The 17696-nt window shown below is 45.2% G+C and carries 14 protein-coding genes and 1 other RNA gene; 7 read left to right on the top strand and 8 right to left on the bottom strand.

The annotated features are described in order from the left end of the window. Positions 1 to 8: 8 nt before the first annotated feature. Positions 9 to 1388, bottom strand: coding sequence for an exonuclease domain-containing protein (locus VC82_RS03465; protein WP_045801133.1), 1380 nt, complete (start codon positions 1386 to 1388; stop codon positions 9 to 11). 480 nt (positions 1389 to 1868) lie between these two features. Here VC82_RS03465 and VC82_RS03455 point away from each other — a divergent pair, with 480 nt between their 5' ends. Then, positions 1869 to 4961, top strand: a complete 3093-nt coding sequence (locus tag VC82_RS03455) for a SusC/RagA family TonB-linked outer membrane protein (protein ID WP_045803227.1) — start codon at positions 1869 to 1871, stop codon at positions 4959 to 4961. A gap of 12 nt (positions 4962 to 4973) precedes the next feature. Further along, the gene (locus VC82_RS03450) at positions 4974 to 6623 is read left to right on the top strand and encodes a RagB/SusD family nutrient uptake outer membrane protein (protein WP_045801131.1); all 1650 of its coding nucleotides are present in this window, start codon (positions 4974 to 4976) and stop codon (positions 6621 to 6623) included. A 135-nt stretch (positions 6624 to 6758) separates the two neighbouring features. On the opposite strand, the gene ssrA is transcribed toward VC82_RS03450, so the two are convergent. Beyond that, positions 6759 to 7158, bottom strand: a transfer-messenger RNA (tmRNA) gene (ssrA, locus tag VC82_RS15375). Between the two features lie 352 nt (positions 7159 to 7510). Here ssrA and VC82_RS03445 point away from each other — a divergent pair. Beyond that, on the top strand, positions 7511 to 8713 hold the full coding sequence (locus tag VC82_RS03445; protein ID WP_045801130.1) for an NAD(P)-dependent oxidoreductase: 1203 nt from the start codon (positions 7511 to 7513) through the stop codon (positions 8711 to 8713). Positions 8714 to 8891: 178 nt separating this feature from the next. On the opposite strand, the gene VC82_RS03440 is transcribed toward VC82_RS03445, so the two are convergent. From VC82_RS03440 to VC82_RS03425, 4 genes are all read right to left on the bottom strand, one after another. Continuing rightward, positions 8892 to 10010, bottom strand: a complete 1119-nt coding sequence (locus tag VC82_RS03440) for an Sb-PDE family phosphodiesterase (RefSeq protein WP_045801129.1) — start codon at positions 10008 to 10010, stop codon at positions 8892 to 8894. A gap of 92 nt (positions 10011 to 10102) precedes the next feature. Continuing rightward, the gene (gene creD, locus VC82_RS03435; protein WP_045801128.1) at positions 10103 to 11443 is read right to left on the bottom strand and encodes a cell envelope integrity protein CreD; all 1341 of its coding nucleotides are present in this window, start codon (positions 11441 to 11443) and stop codon (positions 10103 to 10105) included. Between the two features lie 50 nt (positions 11444 to 11493). Next, positions 11494 to 11790 (bottom strand): winged helix-turn-helix domain-containing protein, encoded by a 297-nt coding sequence (locus tag VC82_RS03430; protein WP_045801127.1) that lies wholly within the window; start codon positions 11788 to 11790, stop codon positions 11494 to 11496. Between the two features lies 1 nt (position 11791). Then, positions 11792 to 12427, bottom strand: coding sequence for a hypothetical protein (locus VC82_RS03425; RefSeq protein WP_045801126.1), 636 nt, complete (start codon positions 12425 to 12427; stop codon positions 11792 to 11794). 93 nt (positions 12428 to 12520) lie between these two features. Here VC82_RS03425 and VC82_RS03420 point away from each other — a divergent pair, with 93 nt between their 5' ends. Then, positions 12521 to 12889 (top strand): DUF1801 domain-containing protein, encoded by a 369-nt coding sequence (locus tag VC82_RS03420; protein ID WP_045801125.1) that lies wholly within the window; start codon positions 12521 to 12523, stop codon positions 12887 to 12889. Here the strand turns inward: VC82_RS03420 and kdsA are convergent. Beyond that, positions 12886 to 13707, bottom strand: a complete 822-nt coding sequence (kdsA, locus tag VC82_RS03415; protein WP_045801124.1) for a 3-deoxy-8-phosphooctulonate synthase — start codon at positions 13705 to 13707, stop codon at positions 12886 to 12888. The genes VC82_RS03420 and kdsA overlap by 4 nt on opposite strands. Before the next feature lie 73 nt (positions 13708 to 13780). Here kdsA and VC82_RS03410 point away from each other — a divergent pair, with 73 nt between their 5' ends. The 3 genes from VC82_RS03410 to typA are packed head-to-tail and all read left to right on the top strand — an operon-like array spanning position 13781 to position 16813. Next, positions 13781 to 14368 carry a hypothetical protein gene (locus VC82_RS03410; protein WP_045801123.1) on the top strand — a complete coding sequence of 196 codons (588 nt, stop codon included), beginning with the start codon at positions 13781 to 13783 and terminating at the stop codon, positions 14366 to 14368. Positions 14369 to 14421: 53 nt separating this feature from the next. Continuing rightward, positions 14422 to 14964: a hypothetical protein gene (locus tag VC82_RS03405; RefSeq protein ID WP_045801122.1), complete on the top strand. Its 543-nt coding sequence runs from the start codon at positions 14422 to 14424 to the stop codon at positions 14962 to 14964. Between the two features lie 49 nt (positions 14965 to 15013). Next, entirely contained in the window at positions 15014 to 16813 is a 1800-nt protein-coding gene (gene typA, locus VC82_RS03400; protein ID WP_045801121.1) for a translational GTPase TypA, read from the top strand. Here typA and ppgK read toward each other — a convergent pair. Further along, complete coding sequence (gene ppgK, locus VC82_RS03395) at positions 16810 to 17565, bottom strand: polyphosphate--glucose phosphotransferase (RefSeq protein WP_045801120.1); 756 nt, start codon at positions 17563 to 17565, stop codon at positions 16810 to 16812. The genes typA and ppgK overlap by 4 nt on opposite strands. Positions 17566 to 17696: the final 131 nt, after the last annotated feature.

The following is a 17696-nucleotide window of genomic DNA, read 5'->3' as shown; positions in this document are numbered from 1 at the left end:
ATTGGTTGTCAAGATGGGTTGGCCAAAGGCATTTTTGGCACCGGTTGAACTTTTGACGGTCCTTTCCGGATCAAATAGCCACCAATGATACTTTCGGTTTCCAAAGTGTTCTTTTGCTTGATAATATGGGCCTCAAGGTCTTCTAGCGAATTAATGGGCATTTCCCTATCAATAAAGGCATACCCTTGATAAATGCCGTCTTTCACGGCTATGAGCGCATCTTCTTGTGGGGTACGTCCCTTTTCTTTGATTAGATAGGAAATCTTTCCCTGACGGCTCGACAAAATGGCTTTATCAACCTTTTGGTTATAGGTGTCAATTGATGCTGTTTTTTCACATGAGTCGGCACAATGCGTGCAAAGACCATTTCCATTCTGAAGATGACAATATTTTGGGCATAGTGAAAAGGTATCGCACAATTGCTTTAAAAATGTACGGCAATCGGTAGGATTATAAAATACCTGAATGGGTTCATGAACATTCTTAAGGGTGTTGTATGCCAAATGTTGCAATCCATTTCTGTCTTCATAGCTGAATATGGCATAGGCCTTGGCAAATCGTTTTTGGGCCCGGTTGTACGGCGGAAAATGCCTTTTAATGGCCGCCGACTCCATAAGCAATGCCAATAGCTCGTTGCCAGACAGTTCATAATCGATGGATGCAATTTCCCTGCACATACGGGATTCTTTATTGCTTTTATCGTAGAAATGGCCCAATACCCGTTTTTTGATATTGATGGCCTTGCCCACATAGATGATGTTCCCAGCATTGTTCTTGAAATAATATATCCCAGGTTTTTGGGGCAGGTGGTCGACCATTTCTTTAGAGACCAAGGGGGGCAAGGTGGCTTCTTGACTTCTAGCATTCAAAAAAGATCCAACAAGCTGTTGTGCCATCGGTTTCTGCAGCAATAATCTAAATAGAACAACCGTTGCTTTGGCGTCGCCCCGGGCCCGGTGCCGGTCGGTAATGGGTATGCGAAGTGAAGAGCACAGTTTGCCCAAGCTATAAGAATTCAATCCAGGAACCAATTTTCTTGCAAGACGAACGGTACAGAGCTTTTTTCTTATAAAATCGACCCCTATTTGACGAAATTCCTCTTTAATGACCCCATAATCAAAATTCACGGAATGGGCCACAAAGACACAGTCTTTGGTCATTTCAAGTATTTTATGGGCAATATCTTTAAAAAGGGGCGCGTTGCGCACCATATTGTCGTCTATGCCCGTCAAACCTGTAATGAAATAAGGAATTTCGCATTCGGGGTTCACGAGAGAGGTAAACTCATCGACCACTTTTGTGCCATCGAACTTAAAAATGGCTATTTCGGTGATTTTATTACCCTTAATGCCATTTCCAGTGGTTTCTATGTCGATGATAGTGTACAAAAATCCCTGATTTTAAAAAGGGTACTAAAATTAGGGATTATTTATTTGTGAAGTTGGATGACACCAAGAGCCATTTTGTTGAAAGTTAGAAGTTTTGTTTCCCGAGGCAAGAAACTTTTTCTACCACGGCATGGCCGCAATAAATTATGCTTGGCATTTTATTTACTGGCTTTTTAAAGTGTTAAAAAGAGTCATCCCCGTTGTATTCTTACAACCAGACATTACTTCCCGTTTTAAAAGTACTCTTTTTAACCCTTCTTTAAATTGCTTTGCTATGCAATTGTTAAGGTAGGGCGGTGAGAGGCCTTGCCAATATATATTACCCATTCGGTTTTGTTCTCGTTTTTGATTATTTGAATTAGCTATCATTAGATCAAATTCCCGCCCTCCTTTCTTCAGTTGCCTGACTAATTCTTAATTATTCATTAACTAAACTTTGATTTTATGAAAGTAGGAAAACTGTTTGGGGTGTTGGCCGCAATGTTTTTATGCATTGCAACAGTCCAGTCCCAAGAGAAAACGGTCACTGGAAATGTGACAGATCAGAATGGTCTTGCCCTGCCAGGGGCCAACGTGGTTGTAAAGGGGACCACCACGGGGGTTCAAACGGATTTTGATGGTAATTACACCATCTCCGTTGCAGAAGGCCAAGTGCTCTCTTTTTCGTATTTGGGCTATACAACCAAAGAAGTCACCGTTGGCGCACAATCTACCATTAATGTGACACTTGAAGAAGACGCCCAAGCGTTGGAGGAGGTAATAGTAACGGCATACGGTACCTCGACAAAAGAGGCTTTCACAGGGTCCGCAAGTGTGGTGGGCGCCAAAGACCTTGAGATACGAACCGTGACCTCGCCCATTGCGGCCATCGAGGGCCGGGCGACGGGCGTACAATTTACATCAGCCCAGGGGCCGGGCTCATCACCGGGTATCGTTATTCGGGGTGTAGGCACATTGAACGGGGATACAGACCCTTTGTTCATTGTTGACGGCGTTCAGTACGAGGGCTCGCTGAACACTATTAACCAAGAGGACATAGAATCGTTTACAATCCTCAAAGATGCGGCTTCAACATCATTATACGGCTCAAGGGCCGCCAACGGTGTGGTGATCATAACCACAAAGAGTGGCACCAAAGGGGGCGGTATCCAAGTTAATGCCTCTATGCAATATGGTTTGGTGTCGGCATCGCAATGGCAATTTTATGATGAGGTAACCCCGGGTCAGTATTATGAGACCATGTGGGAAGCATTGAAAAACTCATCTGCCGGGGGAGGGGATCCTGCCTTTGCCTCTGCGAACATCTACGACAATTTGGGCTACAATCCATTTAATGTGCCCAACGACCAGATTGTGGGGGTCAATGGTCAGTTGAACCCTAATGCGCAGGTTATCTACCAAAGTCTTGACTGGTACGACTTTTTGTCGAGAACGGGTGTACGAAAAAACTATAATGTGAACGTTTCAGGGGGTGGTGAAAACAACAAGGTGTTTTTCTCGGCATCCTATTTGGATGAGGAGAGTTTTGTGATCACTTCTGGGTATGAGCGTCTGACCACAAGACTGAATGCAGAGTTCGATGTCAGTGATAGAATTACCATTGGTGGTAGTGCCAATGTTACCATTGAAGAATTTACCGCTCCAAGTTCGGCCGGGACGGGCAGTATTGTGAACCCTTTTGGTTTTGCCAAGAACATAGGTTCGATCTACCCAGTTTTTGTGAACGATCTTGAAGGGAACATTGTGCGGGACGTCTTCGGGGACCCTGTCTTTGACAACGGGGAAGGATTTCCCGAGTACAACATAGGATCTAGACCCATAAGCCAAGGGCGCCATGCGCTACAAGAGTTGTTGTTGAACGATGAACGGGATAATAACAACACCTATGGTTTCCGTTTTTTTGCCGATTGGGAGATATTGGATGGCCTCAACTTTAGGTTGAACTATGGTAGGGATATCAACGATGGGGTTGAAAAAGAGTATGAGAATGCTGTAATCGGCGATGCCCAGCCAGATGGTCGTTTCAGCGATGAACGTTTTAGAAGACAGGTGGAGAACTTCAACCAGATTCTGACGTACCGAAAAAGTTTTGGCAACCACAACCTAGACCTTACATTGGGCCATGAAAGCTTTGACAGAACCTTTTCTGACATCGATGGTCTAAAGACCATCCAGGCGGCCAACGGAATTTTTGAATTGGACAACTTTTCCAATATCGTTTCTCTAGGCGGGTCATCGACCAGAAAAAGTATTGAGGGGTATTTTTCAAGGCTCAATTACAACTTTGACAACAAGTATTATATCAGCGGTTCGATCAGGCGAGATGGATCATCGGTTTTCGACAGGGAGACAAGATGGGGCACCTTTTACTCAGTGGGGGGCTCTTGGCGTATCGACCAAGAAGATTTCTTGCGAAACTCTTCGGTCATCAACCGGCTGAAACTACGGGCTTCGTACGGTGAGGTCGGAAATGATGATCTAGGAGATTTCTTCCTGTCACAACCTAGGTTTTCCATTACTTCCAATGCTGGCGATCCCGCTATCATATTTACCGATATAGGCAATTCAGAACTGCAATGGGAAACCATCGAAAATTTTGATGTGGCACTTGAGTTTGCATTGTTCAATAACTTTTTAGAAGGGTCTGTGGAGTACTACAAACGTAACTCCTCTGACCTGTTGTACCTCTTGCCCATTGCACCGAGCAATGGCCTGAACGAGGTACCGGTAAATGTTGGCGATATGTTCAACTCGGGCTGGGAAGTCTCTTTGACGACCCACTTGATCAACACGGGCGACTTTAGGTGGGACCTCACTTTGCAGGGCTCTACCTTTAAGAACGAGATTACCAGTCTCCCGGCTCCCTTCATCGATGATGAACAGCGTTGGGCAGAAGGCCGGTCGCGATTTGATTTCTTCATACTTAGAACCGCTGGTGTAGATCCCGCTACGGGCGACCAATTATTTCTGCAATATGAGTTGGATGAAGACGGAAACAGTGTTCCCGTGCGTGATGCCAGTGGCGAGATAGCGACCACCAATGATTGGCAGGATACTGAACGGGCCTATACGGGAGATAGCTCTATACCAGATTTACTTGGCTCGGTTGCCAATAGTTTAAGCTACAAAGGGTTTACCTTGGACTTTTTGATCAATTATGGCATTGGGGGCAAGATTTTGGATTTTGGATATGCGGCCATGATGCACAGTGGAAACTACGGAAGCTCGTTCCATCCTGATATATTGAACGCTTGGAGACAACCCGGTGATGTTACCAATGTGCCTAGGTTGGAGAACGGAAACCCGAATTTGGTGAGAACGGCATCTGACCGTTTCTTGACCGATGCCTCGTTCTGGGCACTCAGAAACGTTAATTTAGGGTATACCTTTGAGAGTACCATAGCCGAAAAGCTTGGCCTTGATAACCTGAGGATTTCAGTGACCGCTGAAAACCTTTACACCAATAGTAAGCGAAACGGTCTGAACCCGCAGTTCGAGTTGGAGGGAACGCCAAATGGCAACGACTTTGGTCCGCCCAAGATTATTTCTGTTGGATTGAATGTAGCATTTTAAAAAACTAAGATTATGATAAGAAAGATAAAATTTATGTTGTTCGTGATCCTGGGGATTGCAATAACGTCGTGCGAAGAAGATTTTCTTGAAACGAGGCCAACAGATGCCATTTCTGCTGCCGATGCACTGGCCAATGAAGAGAACATGCAACTAGTGTTGAACGGGGTGCATCGTGGCCTGTACTCACAATCTCAGACCATTTTTCCTGGTGGCAATACCCAAAGGGCCAACAACCATTATTGGGTGCCTTTGGGCGATAACTTGGCGGGGGAGCTGATCCATTCGGCGAATGCCAACAATTTGGGATGGCGTACCGAGATGCAATGGAACTCACATACCGATCAGACCTCATTGACCTGTGAGCTTTTATGGTACCACCGCTATAATATTATACTGCATGCCAACCTGCTCATTAATAAGGCCACTGATGGTAGTTTGACGGAATCACCTGGGCTGTTCGAGATTTTGGGGCAGGCCTATACCTATAGGGCGTATGCCTACCTTTCATTGGTGCAGCATTATGCCAGGGGCTATTTGATCGGCAACCCATCATCAGACCCTGGGGTACCTTTGTTGTTTTCCTCAGAGTCGCCCTTTACCAGTGAGCCACGGTCGACGGTGCAAGAAATTTATGATCAGATAGAGACCGATCTTAATGCTGCTATCGCTGCGTTTGAAAATGGATCGGGCAGGCCAAGTGGCGGCCCTGAGACCAAATCGCAGTTGAATATCAATACGGCATATGGTCTCTTGGCAAGAATGGCCCTATCAAAAGGTGATTGGCAGACAGCTGCTGATGCTGCAGTAGAGGCACGCCAAGGTTTTCCGTTGATGGGTGAAGAAGATTGGCTTGCTGGGTTCAATACCAACAGTCTTTCAGAGGTCATTTGGGGCAGCAACGTGATAGATGCCGAAACCACGTTTTTCCGTTCGTACTTTTATTTGGCAAGCAACACCTTCAACGGAAGCCAGATACGCAACAACCCAAAGATTGCCGACCGAAGACTGGTAGATGCCATTCCAGATACCGACTACAGAAAACAAGTGTTTTTGCCCGATGCGCCCAATTCCAACAGTTCTGCTGCCAATGGGGAAGGTGGCTGGGAAAACAACACCAATCCTTTGTATACAACCGAGGAAGAGTTCAACGCCGCCATAGACAGTATCAAAAGTGTGTACGGATTGGTCTCTGGGCACAATACGCACCCCTATATGCACTTTAAGCTGAAGCAGAAAAACCCTGGATCCATCGATCCAGATGATGTCATCTATATGCGTTCATCTGAAATGTATTTGATAGAGGCCGAAGCAAAGGCCATGATGGGTGACATAGCCGGGGCACAGGAAGCTTTAAGACCGTTGGGCGAAGCACGTGATAGCGCATTTGATGTTACCGTCTTTAACACGCAACAATCCATGATGGATCAAATCAAGTTCCAAAGGCGTGTTGAACTATGGGGCGAAGGCTTCGGATATACCGATAAGATTCGGTGGGACGAAGGAATCGATCATGCCGCCGATGGTGGTTCAGGAGCATCAGAAGTGCTATATCAAGAGGCGTACCAAGTGGAGAGGCCCTCGCTGAACGATGATTGGATCTTCAAGATTCCGCAGGCTGAGATTGATGCCAATCCGAAGCTGACACAAGCAGACCAGAATTGATAAGCAGGTAATTTTTTTAAATAGGTTGAGTTATAATAAAGCTCCCCGTGCAGAAATGATGGGGAGCTTTTACTTTTCATAAAAACCCTGTATATCATGATATTACAGGGTTTCTGGTTTAGAATGATATCTAAAAAGTGGAGCCGGAGGGATTCGAACCCTCGTCCAAACAAGCAATCGCCATGCTTTCTACATGCTTAGTCCCTGTTCGGTTTTCGATGCACAACTGACCAGAGACCGCCCATTGTGCACTTAGCTTCTTTGATTTGAGACTTCCGCCGAAGCTACGAAAGTCCGGTGTTGACTTTTATGGTGCCCCGATATTAGTCGCCGTCAACAAGGGCTACTAGGGGGCATTTAGCTTTCCCGCCTTGCGGGACTAGGCCATGACTTACTGTAATTCAGTCAATTAGGCAGCTAAAGCGTAGTTAGACTCGCCATTTAAAAGGTTGGGATATTGAATTTACGAGCATCATTCCCATAGCTCGGCATGCTTACATAACCATTGGTCTTGCTGTCAAAACCAGTCGGCCCCATAATGAGACAGTAAATCTGTGATTTACGTAGTCGAATTATGCCCTGAGTACTTCGGCCATGTTCATTATAAACATCGTCGAAGGGCCTAAAACATATTCTCATTTTATTATCAAAGAACTGTTACTTGGGCGTTTCCCTGAAATGGCCTTGCCATTGTCAGTGACCGGGCTATCGGCTGTACAAGCCTGCCTGCCGCAGGCAGGGTACCCGCCTCTATCCCTAACGCGGTGGTCCGCCTCCCTACTGCTACGGGCGGGCGGCAAAGATACTATTTATCCGTCTAGCAATAAAAAGTTTGTGCATCCCTGCCGATCCATGTAAATTAGGCAAGAATTATACCAAACCTACATATGAGATTCGGAATCATTCGAGAGCGCAAGAACCCTCCTGACAGACGGGTGGTTCTGCCGCCAAAGATCTGCCAGATTGTCACAGAAAAATATCCTAAGGCCCAAATCATAATAGAACCCTCGCCCCTTCGCGTGTTTGCTGACCAAGAATACCGGGACCTTGGTTTTGAGGTGGCCGACAAAATGCATGAATGCGATGTGTTGTTGGGTGTCAAGGAAGTGCCGATAAAAGCCCTCATCCCCAATAAAAAATATTTCTTCTTCTCACATACCATAAAAAAACAGCCCTACAATCGCGATTTGTTGCGGGCCATTCTTGAAAAGAACATTGAACTGTATGACCATGAGGTCATTACAGATGCCAACGGTAAACGATTGGTGGCCTTTGGGCGCTATGCGGGCATCGTGGGGGCCTATAATGGCATACGTGCCTACGGACTCAAATTCGACCTTTTTCATCTGCCCAAGGCCGAGACCCTGAAAGACCAACAAGCCTTGATCGCTGAACTTCAAAAGGTCAAATTACCGAACATCAAGATACTGTTGACCGGCAAGGGCCGGGTTGGGGGTGGGGCCAAGGAAATGCTCGATGCCATGAACCTTAAAAAAGTAAATGTCGATGCATATTTGAACCAGACCTTTGATGAGCCGGTATATTGCCAGATCGATGCCTCTGAGTACAACAAGCGCAAAGATGGGGTTCGGGGCAGCAAAGCCGATTTTTTTGCAAATCCATCAGAATACCGTTCTGATTTTTTCAGGTTCGCCAAGGTGACCGACTTCTTCATTGCCGGGCATTTTTATGGCGATGGTGCACCTTTTCTCTATACCCGTGAAGATGTAAAACATCCTGATTTTAAGATAAAAGTGGTGGCCGATATCAGCTGTGATATCGATGGCCCCGTGGCCACGACCATTAGACCTTCGACCATTGCAGATCCCATTTATGGGTACCATCCACAGACCGAGAAAGAAATTGATTTCAAGCACCCAGAGGCGATTGCGGTAATGGCGGTGGACAACTTGCCCACCGAGTTGCCCAGGGATGCCAGTATCGGTTTTGGGGAATCTTTTTCAAAACACGTGATTCCTGCTTTTTTCAATGGCGATAAAGATGGAATATTAGAGAGGGCCCGCATGACCAAAAATGGAAGTTTGACCAAGAACTTCGCCTATCTAAAGGATTACGTGGATGGTCAATAACTTATAAATTCTTGGTGCATTTTGATGAAAATTTGTCATTTCGAGTGATTCGTCCAAGGCGGATTGCATCGAGAATAGAATTTTAAGTACAGAAAACCTTGTTCTCGATACTTTTCCATTGGGAAAAACTCGAACTGACGGTTTTTTGAGCATGAAGCCGTCAAAATATACCCTGGGTTTAATCAACATTTATTTGCCACGTGATAACATGCTGCATTTTGGGAGCTGAATAGGCCTTTAAGGCCTTTAACTTCAAATCGATTTCGTCCAGTTTTTCCAAGGTTTTGATCTGTAGGGTCACGGTTTCCCCTCTGCTGATTTCAAATAGGGGTGAGTGGTTATAGAAGGTGAAGTCCATCGCATTTTCAAAAATGAACTTGTTGCTTGACACATTTTTGAGTTTCACCTCGAGAATGGATGTTTTGTCGATGTACCCCACTTTTAAAACTTCAATGCTCGCTTTTATCAGAGGCTTGAGAAACGCTTCCTTGCCTACCAAAAGATCATTGTAGGCCGCCACGGTTCTGCCTGCGAACAACGCCTCTTTCAGGCTTTCAATGCTTCTTTCTTTGGCAAACACCAAGGTAACAGGGCGTGCATGGCCTTTTTCATGGTAGTCCCAATCAATTAGGTCATGAACATCGCTGGTGCCCATTATGGTCAAATTATGTTCCAAGGCTAGGGCGAGGGCTTCCTCTGAATAATCCACAAAATTGATGACCTCGATACCGTGAAGTTCGCCGTTTTTCATCCGTTCTTTCTGAAAATCACTTAGAACAGGGTTTCCGGTCTCTGATTGTGGGTGCCATGCCGGATGGTTCCAAAACACAAAGGCACCTTGTTCTTTTGCAGCGGCAAAGGCTTCTTCAGGCTTGTCTTGTAAGAGTTTGTTCGCATCAGAAATAAAAATGGCGTTACTGTGGCCAACCGGTTTCGAACGGGTAATTTCAGAACCGTGTACTATAAGAAGGTTATGTTCTTTGGCCTCTCTCATGGCTGAGACCAATTCGAAAGAACGGTTTCTGTCAGGATGCGGAATATCCTCTTTATGGGGCTGGTATTCTAAATGCTCGGTCAGTGAAATTACATCCAAACTGTCTTGAAGGGCCTCCATTACACGAATGGTGGGCCACACATTTCCATCAGAAAAAACCGTGTGCTGGTGCAGGTCTGCCTTTAAGGTAACATAGCCTGGGATATCAGGATAAAAAATGGGCTGTGCCCCGACATGTGAATGTTCTTGTGCCTGCAGTATGGCGCAAAAGAGCAAGACTGGAATAATTGCAAGTTTTTTCATGGCGGTGGATTGTTACCTTCAAAAAAAAATATCGGATTATTTCAGTCTTGCCCCATCATTACATTAAAAAATCAATCATCAAACCATCAATTCTACTGGTTCCAGTCAATTTTTCGAGAGGCGAACATAATGGTTGCCAGAATGATGAACAGCCCCACACTGCCTACCAGCAGGGCATAATCTTCCAATTGGATGATGATAAAAATAAAGGCGTAGAGCATGGCCATCGAAGTGAAAATAAACAATGGAAATTTGAACCCCTTTAGAATGGTTCTTGAATAAAGTGTAATTAGGCCAACTACCGCAATGCTGGCCAGTAGATAGGCCGTCAGATAGTTTTGATGTTCTGAGATGGCAATGAGCAGCGTATAGAACATGACCAGCGCCAACCCGATCATCAAGTACTGAAACGGATGTATCTGAATCTTGCTGATAATTTGAATGAGCAAAAATACCAACAACGTAAGCCCGATGATCATCAAACCATATTTGCTGGTACGTTCGGTTTTTTGGTAATCGTCAACCGGAATGATCAAACTGGCACCAAAGGCATACGTACCAAGGTTGGGCAGTTTATCAAAAAACTGCTGGCCGAATTGGCGATTGGCCTCAAGCACTTTCCAATGGGCCTCGAAGCCTTTTTCACTGATTTGTTTGGTAGAATCGTTGGGCAAGAAGTTACCGTTGAAACTCGGCGAATGCCAGTCCGATTTCATCTGCGCGGTGGTTGCCTTGCCAATGGGAACAAATTGCAGGCGTTCACTTCCGTTGACCTGAAAGGCCATGGTAAAGTTCAGTGGGGCCTTTTCTTTTGTGGGAATGGAAAGATAGGTTGTTTCTAAGGTGCCCATGTGGGCGTTGTCGAATTGGGGCTTTAGTGCAAAGGTGGCGTTCAACATATCGATGGTCATCTCATTTTGAATGCCCTTGAGGTTGGTGGTCTTGAACAGTACGGATGCCTTTTTCCAAAGAATGTCCTCTTCAGGAATTTCCTGTGTGCCAAAATCAAATTCACCAAAACTGCCAGCGATGTTGATGTCGGTCGTGAACACCACTGATTCATAGATACCACGTTTCAACTGTTTTGTGTCGACGGTGGCCTGAATGTCTAGGTCTTTGGGTAAGAAATAGGCATGATGGTAAACCTCTTCATATGATTTGATGTAGGTTTTATTGGCCGCATCAAATGTTTTTTCTTCTTTGTAGGTTTTGTAGGGAATCTTGATTATCGGGCCAAAAAGCACCACTTCGTTGCCCCACTTTTCGTTGATTTCTTGTATGACCTCTGTTTGGCGATGACCCCGCTCACGAATTAGGTCCTCTACAATACCGAGCGGCACCAGCAACACCAAAAAGATGAACCCGACCACCAGCATTCTTGCCGAGATGGATGTTCTGAACCAGTTTCCGATTTTCTGTTTTTTTGATTCCATATTAATATATTTAAAAGTACTTTGTATTTCAAAGTGTATTGATAAAAAAATTATTCTTTGTTTTTCAGTAATTTTTCAAGAGCCTCGACATGTTTTTTAAAGGCAGCCTTGCCTACTTTGGTGGCCGAATACCGTGTATTGGGTTTTCGGCCAATAAACGATTTCTCAACACGTATATAGCCTTCTTTCTCAAGGGTCTTTGTATGGCTGGCCAAATTGCCATCGGTTACCTTCAAAAGTTCTTTGAAGGTGTTGAAGTCAACACTGTCATTGACCATTAGAATAGACATAATGCCAAGGCGTATTCGATGGTCAAAAAGTTTATTGATGTCGTCTATAAGACCCATTTCAGGCTTTTTCTTCTTTAAAATAAATCAAACTGCCGTAAATGATATGGTAAATACCGAACCCTAGGGCCCAAAAATAAAGTCCGTAGCCAATAAATTGGGTGCTGATCAACCCGGTCAGTACAAACGCCATTCCCAAATAACGCAGATCTGGGAAAGTGTATTTGCTTGCATTAATACAGGCAAGGCCATAAAATAGCAGCATCGCGGGCGCCACTAGACCCGTGAATCCATACTGTATCAATACAAGGCAAAAAACACCGCCGCTTATGAGGGGAATCAAAAAATTCAAGACCAATCTGCGACTGGCGATATTCCAAATATCCTCTCCACTCTTTTTGGCCTTGCGATACGACATTGCGATACTCGTAAGTATTGCAGCCAATGCAACCAGTGATGCGATAAGAGCCAGGTCAATGGTCAATGATAATTCCGGTACCGCAGCATTTCTGGCGGCATATTCCCCGACATTCATCGATTTGAATTCGGCAAGTCGGTTGTGTGCCAAAAATGCTCCTATTAAGGCATAAGTGCCGGCAAGAATTCCTGAAAGTCCGCTCAGAGAAATAAACCGCGATGAACGCTTCATCATATCCTTAATCTCTGAGATGTCTTTGAGATACTTTTTTGAATCCATTTTAAAGTACTTTGAAATTCAAAGTTAATTTATTTTTCGAATTTTCAATCACCATTTTCAAAATTTCCATGAAGTTCCCTTTATTTTTGGTGTATGAACCCGGCAGAAGACTACATTCTATCGCAAGATGAACCTTTTAAGAGTATTTTGCTCCATTTGCAAGTGGTCATTGAAGGGCAATTTTCAGAGATTGAACTAAAGTACAAGTACCGTATTCCGTTCTATTATTTTGGAAAGACTCCTTTCTGTTATCTCAATGTGCCCAAAGGAAAAAAGTACGTTGATGTTGGTTTTTGGGCATCGGCACATCTGACCAGGCATTTAGAGCACATGGTTGCCGAAAAACGAAAGGTGATGCGTTCGCTCAGGTACCATTCCCTGGAAGAAATTGACGAGAAAATTTTGGTGGAGGTGCTTGAAGATGCCTATTCGGTGAAGGAAAAGGGGTTTTGGAAAAACTAACCTATATTGTTGACCACCTCCCGCAAGGCCACCAAATCGGTCAACAGCTTTTCCAAAAGGCTCAAATCGAGCATATTGGCCCCATCACTTTTTGCATTGGCAGGGTCAAAATGTGTTTCCATAAAAAGTCCGTCGACACCTGCGGCAATCCCCGCTTTGGCCATGGTGCCAATCAAAGCAGGCCTACCGCCCGTTACACCCGAGGCTTGGTTGGGCTGTTGTAGCGAATGGGTCACGTCAAGCACAACAGGCGCATATTGCTTCATAGTGGGGATGCCCCTAAAATCGACCACCATATCTTGATAACCGAACATGGTGCCGCGCTCGGTGATCATAACCTGCTCGTTGTCGCTGTCGGTTACTTTGGTTACAGCATGTTTCATGCTTTCCGGACTCATGAACTGTCCTTTTTTCAAGTTGACCACTTTACCTGTTTCGGCAGCGGCCACGACCAAATCGGTCTGGCGAACCAAAAAAGCAGGAATTTGTAGCACATCTACATATTCGGCGGCCATGGCAGCATCGTCTGGTACGTGAATATCGGTAACCGTGGGCACCTTAAAGGTCTCTGAAACTTTTCTCAAAATTTTCAATGCCTTTTCATCACCTATTCCCGTAAAGGAATCCACACGGCTGCGATTGGCTTTTTTAAAACTCCCTTTGAATACGTAGGGAATCTTTAATTTATCGGTCACTTCAACAATATGCTCTGCAATTCGCATGGCCATATCTTCGCCCTCAATGGCGCAGGGCCCTGATAGAAGAAAAAAATTGTTGGTATCGGTATGTTTGAGTTGGGGAATGGCTGCCAAATTCATATGCTAAATTTTTGCAAAGATAGATGATAGCTCTGAACGCTATCGCATAGATTTGTTTTAAACCGCTAAGCCAATGACTCGAATTTTTACACTCGTCCTTATTTTTACAGCTTTCCGATTTGCATCGGCACAACAACTGGGAAACCTTGAAAAACGAAAACCCCTTCAAGTTGAAAGAACCCAGTTTACGTTCAATATTTTAAGCCCCGGTATCGATTTTGAACTGGGCATTTTTAAGAACCAAACCATTTCAGGCGGCTTGGGTCTTGGGTGGGCCACTTACCAAGAAGGGTATCTTTTTGGCGGGGCCGTAAACGCAAGGTACCGCTATTATCACAATTTTGATAGACGTGTGGCGATGGACAAAGAGATTGCCGGAAATTCGGGCAATTACATCGCAGCGGCCCAGGCAATCTATTTCTCGCAATTGCGCTTAGACTCCAATATTGATGGACCTAAAGATTTCAATATCGGTTTCTACGGATTTGTTTACGGATTGCAGCGTACCACCGAAAAAGGCTTCAAGTTCAATGCAGAATTGGGTGCCGGCTATTACAAGGGCGATGGGGTGCCTTCTGGTTTTGGCCCTATGTTTCATTTGAATATTGGTTGGGTGCCTACCAAACGTAAATCAAAGTCTGTGTACTGGAAACGAAATTGAAAGTGGCCTGAAATTTGACGCATTGGTTGCAGCTAATTCAAAAACCACCATTCATGAAACTATTTTCTACCTTTTTGCTCTTTCTTATCACGGCATCAGTTTTTTCACAAGCTGCCAACGATGTGGAAAAGCACCAATTCAAAATCAATATGCTCAATCCGGGTGTGGAATATGAGGTCAGATTGGCCACCAATCAAACACTTGATTTTGGCGCAGGCCTCCAGTTTGGGGCACGAGGTGGCGAGGGATATTTCGATTGGGTGTTCGTGCCGGCCTTTAACGCTCAGTATCGCCATTATTACAATATGAAGCGAAGAATTGGCAAGGGCAAAACCATTTCGGGAAATTCGGCCAACTATATTGCCTTGGCAAACACTACCTTCATCAATGAGAGTATTATTGGAAACACAGTGTTATCAGGTGGCTATTTCGGTTATGTGGGCCCTGTTTATGGGTTACAGCGCACATACCCCAAAGGATTCAATATCGGCTTTAAGATTGGCTTCGGATACTATTATGATGATTTTTATGAGGGTGAATTTGGTCCTGTTTTAGGTTTCAGCATTGGTTGGGTCATCAGAGGGAATAGAAAATAACCTCCATCAATTTAAATAGCACTATCTTTGCGCCCTTAAAATTTAGCCCATGGCCAAAATCAAGAATATTGCCATTATAGCGCACGTAGACCACGGCAAAACCACCTTGGTAGACAAGATTATGTACCACTGCCGCCTGTTCCGTGATAATGAACAGAAAGGCGACCTTATATTGGACAACAACGATCTTGAACGCGAACGTGGCATTACCATCGTTTCCAAAAATGTTTCGGTGGTGTACAAAGACACCAAGATCAATATAATCGACACTCCTGGGCACGCCGATTTCGGTGGTGAGGTAGAGCGGGTTCTCAACATGGCCGATGGGGTTTTGCTGTTGGTCGATGCCTTCGAGGGCCCCATGCCGCAGACTCGTTTTGTGTTGCAGAAGGCCATTGACTTAGGGCTAAAACCATGCGTGGTCATCAATAAGGTAGATAAAGAAAATTGTACCCCAGAAGAAGTGCATGAAAAGGTTTTTGACCTCATGTTTGAACTGGGTGCCGAAGAATGGCAGCTTGATTTCCCTGTCGTATACGGATCTGCCAAGAACAATTGGATGGGCGCGGATTGGAAAACACCTACGGGCTCAATTGAACCGCTATTGGATATGGTCATTGACCATGTGCCTGAATTCAAGCCTGAAGAGGGTACCACGCAGATGTTGATCACTTCGTTGGACTTTTCGTCATATACAGGTAGAATAGCGATTGGCAGATTGCAACGTGGCACACTCAAAGAGGGGCAGCAGGTTTCTTTGGTGAAGCGAGATGGTGCTGTGGTCAGGTCTAAGGTAAAAGAAGTGTTTGTCTTTGAAGGTTTGGGCCGAAAAAAAGTGCAAGAGGTCGAGGTGGGGGACATCTGTGCCATAGTGGGTGTCGAGAACTTTGAAATAGGCGATACGGTCGCCGATTTCGAAAACCCAGAAAAGTTACAGACCATAGCCATTGATGAGCCTACCATGAGCATGCTGTTTACCATAAATGATAGCCCGTTCTTTGGTAAAGATGGCAAGTTTGTTACCTCTAGGCACCTGAAAGAGCGCTTAGAGAAAGAATTGGAAAAGAATTTGGCCCTCCGGGTCGAAGAGACCGACAGCGCCGATAAGTTTATTGTGTATGGCAGGGGCGTGCTCCACCTTTCGGTTTTGATAGAAACCATGCGCCGCGAAGGGTACGAACTGCAGATCGGGCAGCCACAGGTCATCATCAAAGAGATCGATGGTGTCAAATGTGAGCCGGTTGAACACTTGACCATCGACCTACCCGAAGAGGTTTCGGGCAAGGCGGTTGAGATGGTGTCCGTCCGTAAGGGTGAAATGATCAGTATGGAATCGAAGGGAAGCCGTATGCTCTGCGAGTTCATCATTCCGTCACGTGGTATCATCGGTCTTCGAAACCAATTGTTGACCGCAACGGCGGGCGAGGCCATTATGGCCCACCGCTTCTTGGAGTACCAGCCTATGAAAGGCGAGATTGCCCAACGCATCAACGGATCGTTGGTTTCTATGGAAAATGGCACCGCCATTCCTTATTCAATCGACAAATTGCAAGAACGGGGCCGCTTTTTCATTGACCCGGGCGAAGAAATTTACGAGGGGCAGGTAATTGGCGAGAATTCGCGCCAAGATGATATGGTGGTAAACGTGACCAAGACCAAAAAGCTGACCAATGTACGCGCAGCGGGCTCAGATGACAAGGCACGAATTGTGCCGGCCATCAAGTTTTCTTTGGAAGAGGCCCTTGAGTACATTCAAAAAGATGAGTTGGTAGAGGTAACCCCCAATCATCTGAGGCTTCGCAAGATACATTTGAAGGAAGTGGACCGAAAGCGGGCGAAACAGTCCTAGGCTTCTTGATGGTGGTGTTCACGTAGGCAAGAGACGGCAGCACCGATGATTCCGGCATGGTTCATCAGTTCGGCCTTTACCACATGGGTCTCTACGTCGATGAGATGACTGAAGGCATCCCATTTTTTTGAAATGCCCCCTCCGATGATGATCAGATCAGGGGCCACAAGCAGTTCGAGGTACCCAAGAAATTTGTTGAAGCGCTTTCCCCATTTTTCATAGGAAAGTCCTTCACGCTCCATGGCAGAGCTGGCGGCCCAATCCTCAATTTTTTTGTATTTTTTGTAGGGAATTTGTCCAAGCTCAAAATTAGGAATCAGTTTTCCGTCTAAAAAGGCACCGCTTCCGAGTCCGGTACCTACGGTGATCATCACCACAAAGCCTTTTTTTCCTTTTCCGACACCATAGTTCATTGAGGCATACCCTGCTGCATCGGCATCGTTTAGAACTGTGAAGGGCTGCCCGGTGGTCTTGGTGAACAGTTCATCAATGTTGACCCCTACCCAGCTTTTGTGCAGGTTGCCTTTTGAAGTGCAGACACCATTTTTAACAATGGTCGGAAAACCACAACCTACGGGCCCTTTATAATCAAAATGCTCGACAATTTGGTTTACCACCTCGGCCATGGCCTTGGGCTTTCGTGATTTAGGGGTGGGTATTCTGTGTCTTTCCGTAAGCAATTTGCCCGTTTCACAATCTACGATGGCACCTTTAATGCCCGATCCGCCTATGTCGATTCCTAAAATTTCCATTTGGGTGTGGTCGTAATTATTCGCGCCAAAAAACAAAAAGTTCAAGCAAATATAGAGTTTTGGTTTGTAAGGCTAGAAACTTAACATTAAACATAACAATCTCTTCGTAAGTCTACTACTAATTAGAAAAT

The sequence above is a fragment of the Flagellimonas lutaonensis genome (assembly GCF_000963865.1).
Classification (GTDB): domain Bacteria; phylum Bacteroidota; class Bacteroidia; order Flavobacteriales; family Flavobacteriaceae; genus Flagellimonas_A; species Flagellimonas_A lutaonensis.
Note: the sequence above shows the minus strand (reverse complement) of the source record. Positions and strands in the feature narration are given on the sequence as shown.

What these genes read in the sequence shown, in the direction of transcription:
- VC82_RS03455 (WP_045803227.1), top strand. Translation starts at nt 1,869, where the DNA reads ATGTTTTTATGCATTGCAACAGTCCAGTCCCAAGAGAAAACGGTCACT.
- VC82_RS03450 (WP_045801131.1), top strand. Translation starts at nt 4,974, where the DNA reads ATGATAAGAAAGATAAAATTTATGTTGTTCGTGATCCTGGGGATTGCA.
- VC82_RS03445 (WP_045801130.1), top strand. Translation starts at nt 7,511, where the DNA reads ATGAGATTCGGAATCATTCGAGAGCGCAAGAACCCTCCTGACAGACGG.
- VC82_RS03440 (WP_045801129.1), bottom strand. Translation starts at nt 10,010, where the DNA reads ATGAAAAAACTTGCAATTATTCCAGTCTTGCTCTTTTGCGCCATACTG.
- creD (WP_045801128.1), bottom strand. Translation starts at nt 11,443, where the DNA reads ATGGAATCAAAAAAACAGAAAATCGGAAACTGGTTCAGAACATCCATC.
- VC82_RS03430 (WP_045801127.1), bottom strand. Translation starts at nt 11,790, where the DNA reads ATGGGTCTTATAGACGACATCAATAAACTTTTTGACCATCGAATACGC.
- VC82_RS03425 (WP_045801126.1), bottom strand. Translation starts at nt 12,427, where the DNA reads ATGGATTCAAAAAAGTATCTCAAAGACATCTCAGAGATTAAGGATATG.
- VC82_RS03420 (WP_045801125.1), top strand. Translation starts at nt 12,521, where the DNA reads ATGAACCCGGCAGAAGACTACATTCTATCGCAAGATGAACCTTTTAAG.
- kdsA (WP_045801124.1), bottom strand. Translation starts at nt 13,707, where the DNA reads ATGAATTTGGCAGCCATTCCCCAACTCAAACATACCGATACCAACAAT.
- VC82_RS03410 (WP_045801123.1), top strand. Translation starts at nt 13,781, where the DNA reads ATGACTCGAATTTTTACACTCGTCCTTATTTTTACAGCTTTCCGATTT.
- VC82_RS03405 (WP_045801122.1), top strand. Translation starts at nt 14,422, where the DNA reads ATGAAACTATTTTCTACCTTTTTGCTCTTTCTTATCACGGCATCAGTT.
- typA (WP_045801121.1), top strand. Translation starts at nt 15,014, where the DNA reads ATGGCCAAAATCAAGAATATTGCCATTATAGCGCACGTAGACCACGGC.
- ppgK (WP_045801120.1), bottom strand. Translation starts at nt 17,565, where the DNA reads ATGGAAATTTTAGGAATCGACATAGGCGGATCGGGCATTAAAGGTGCC.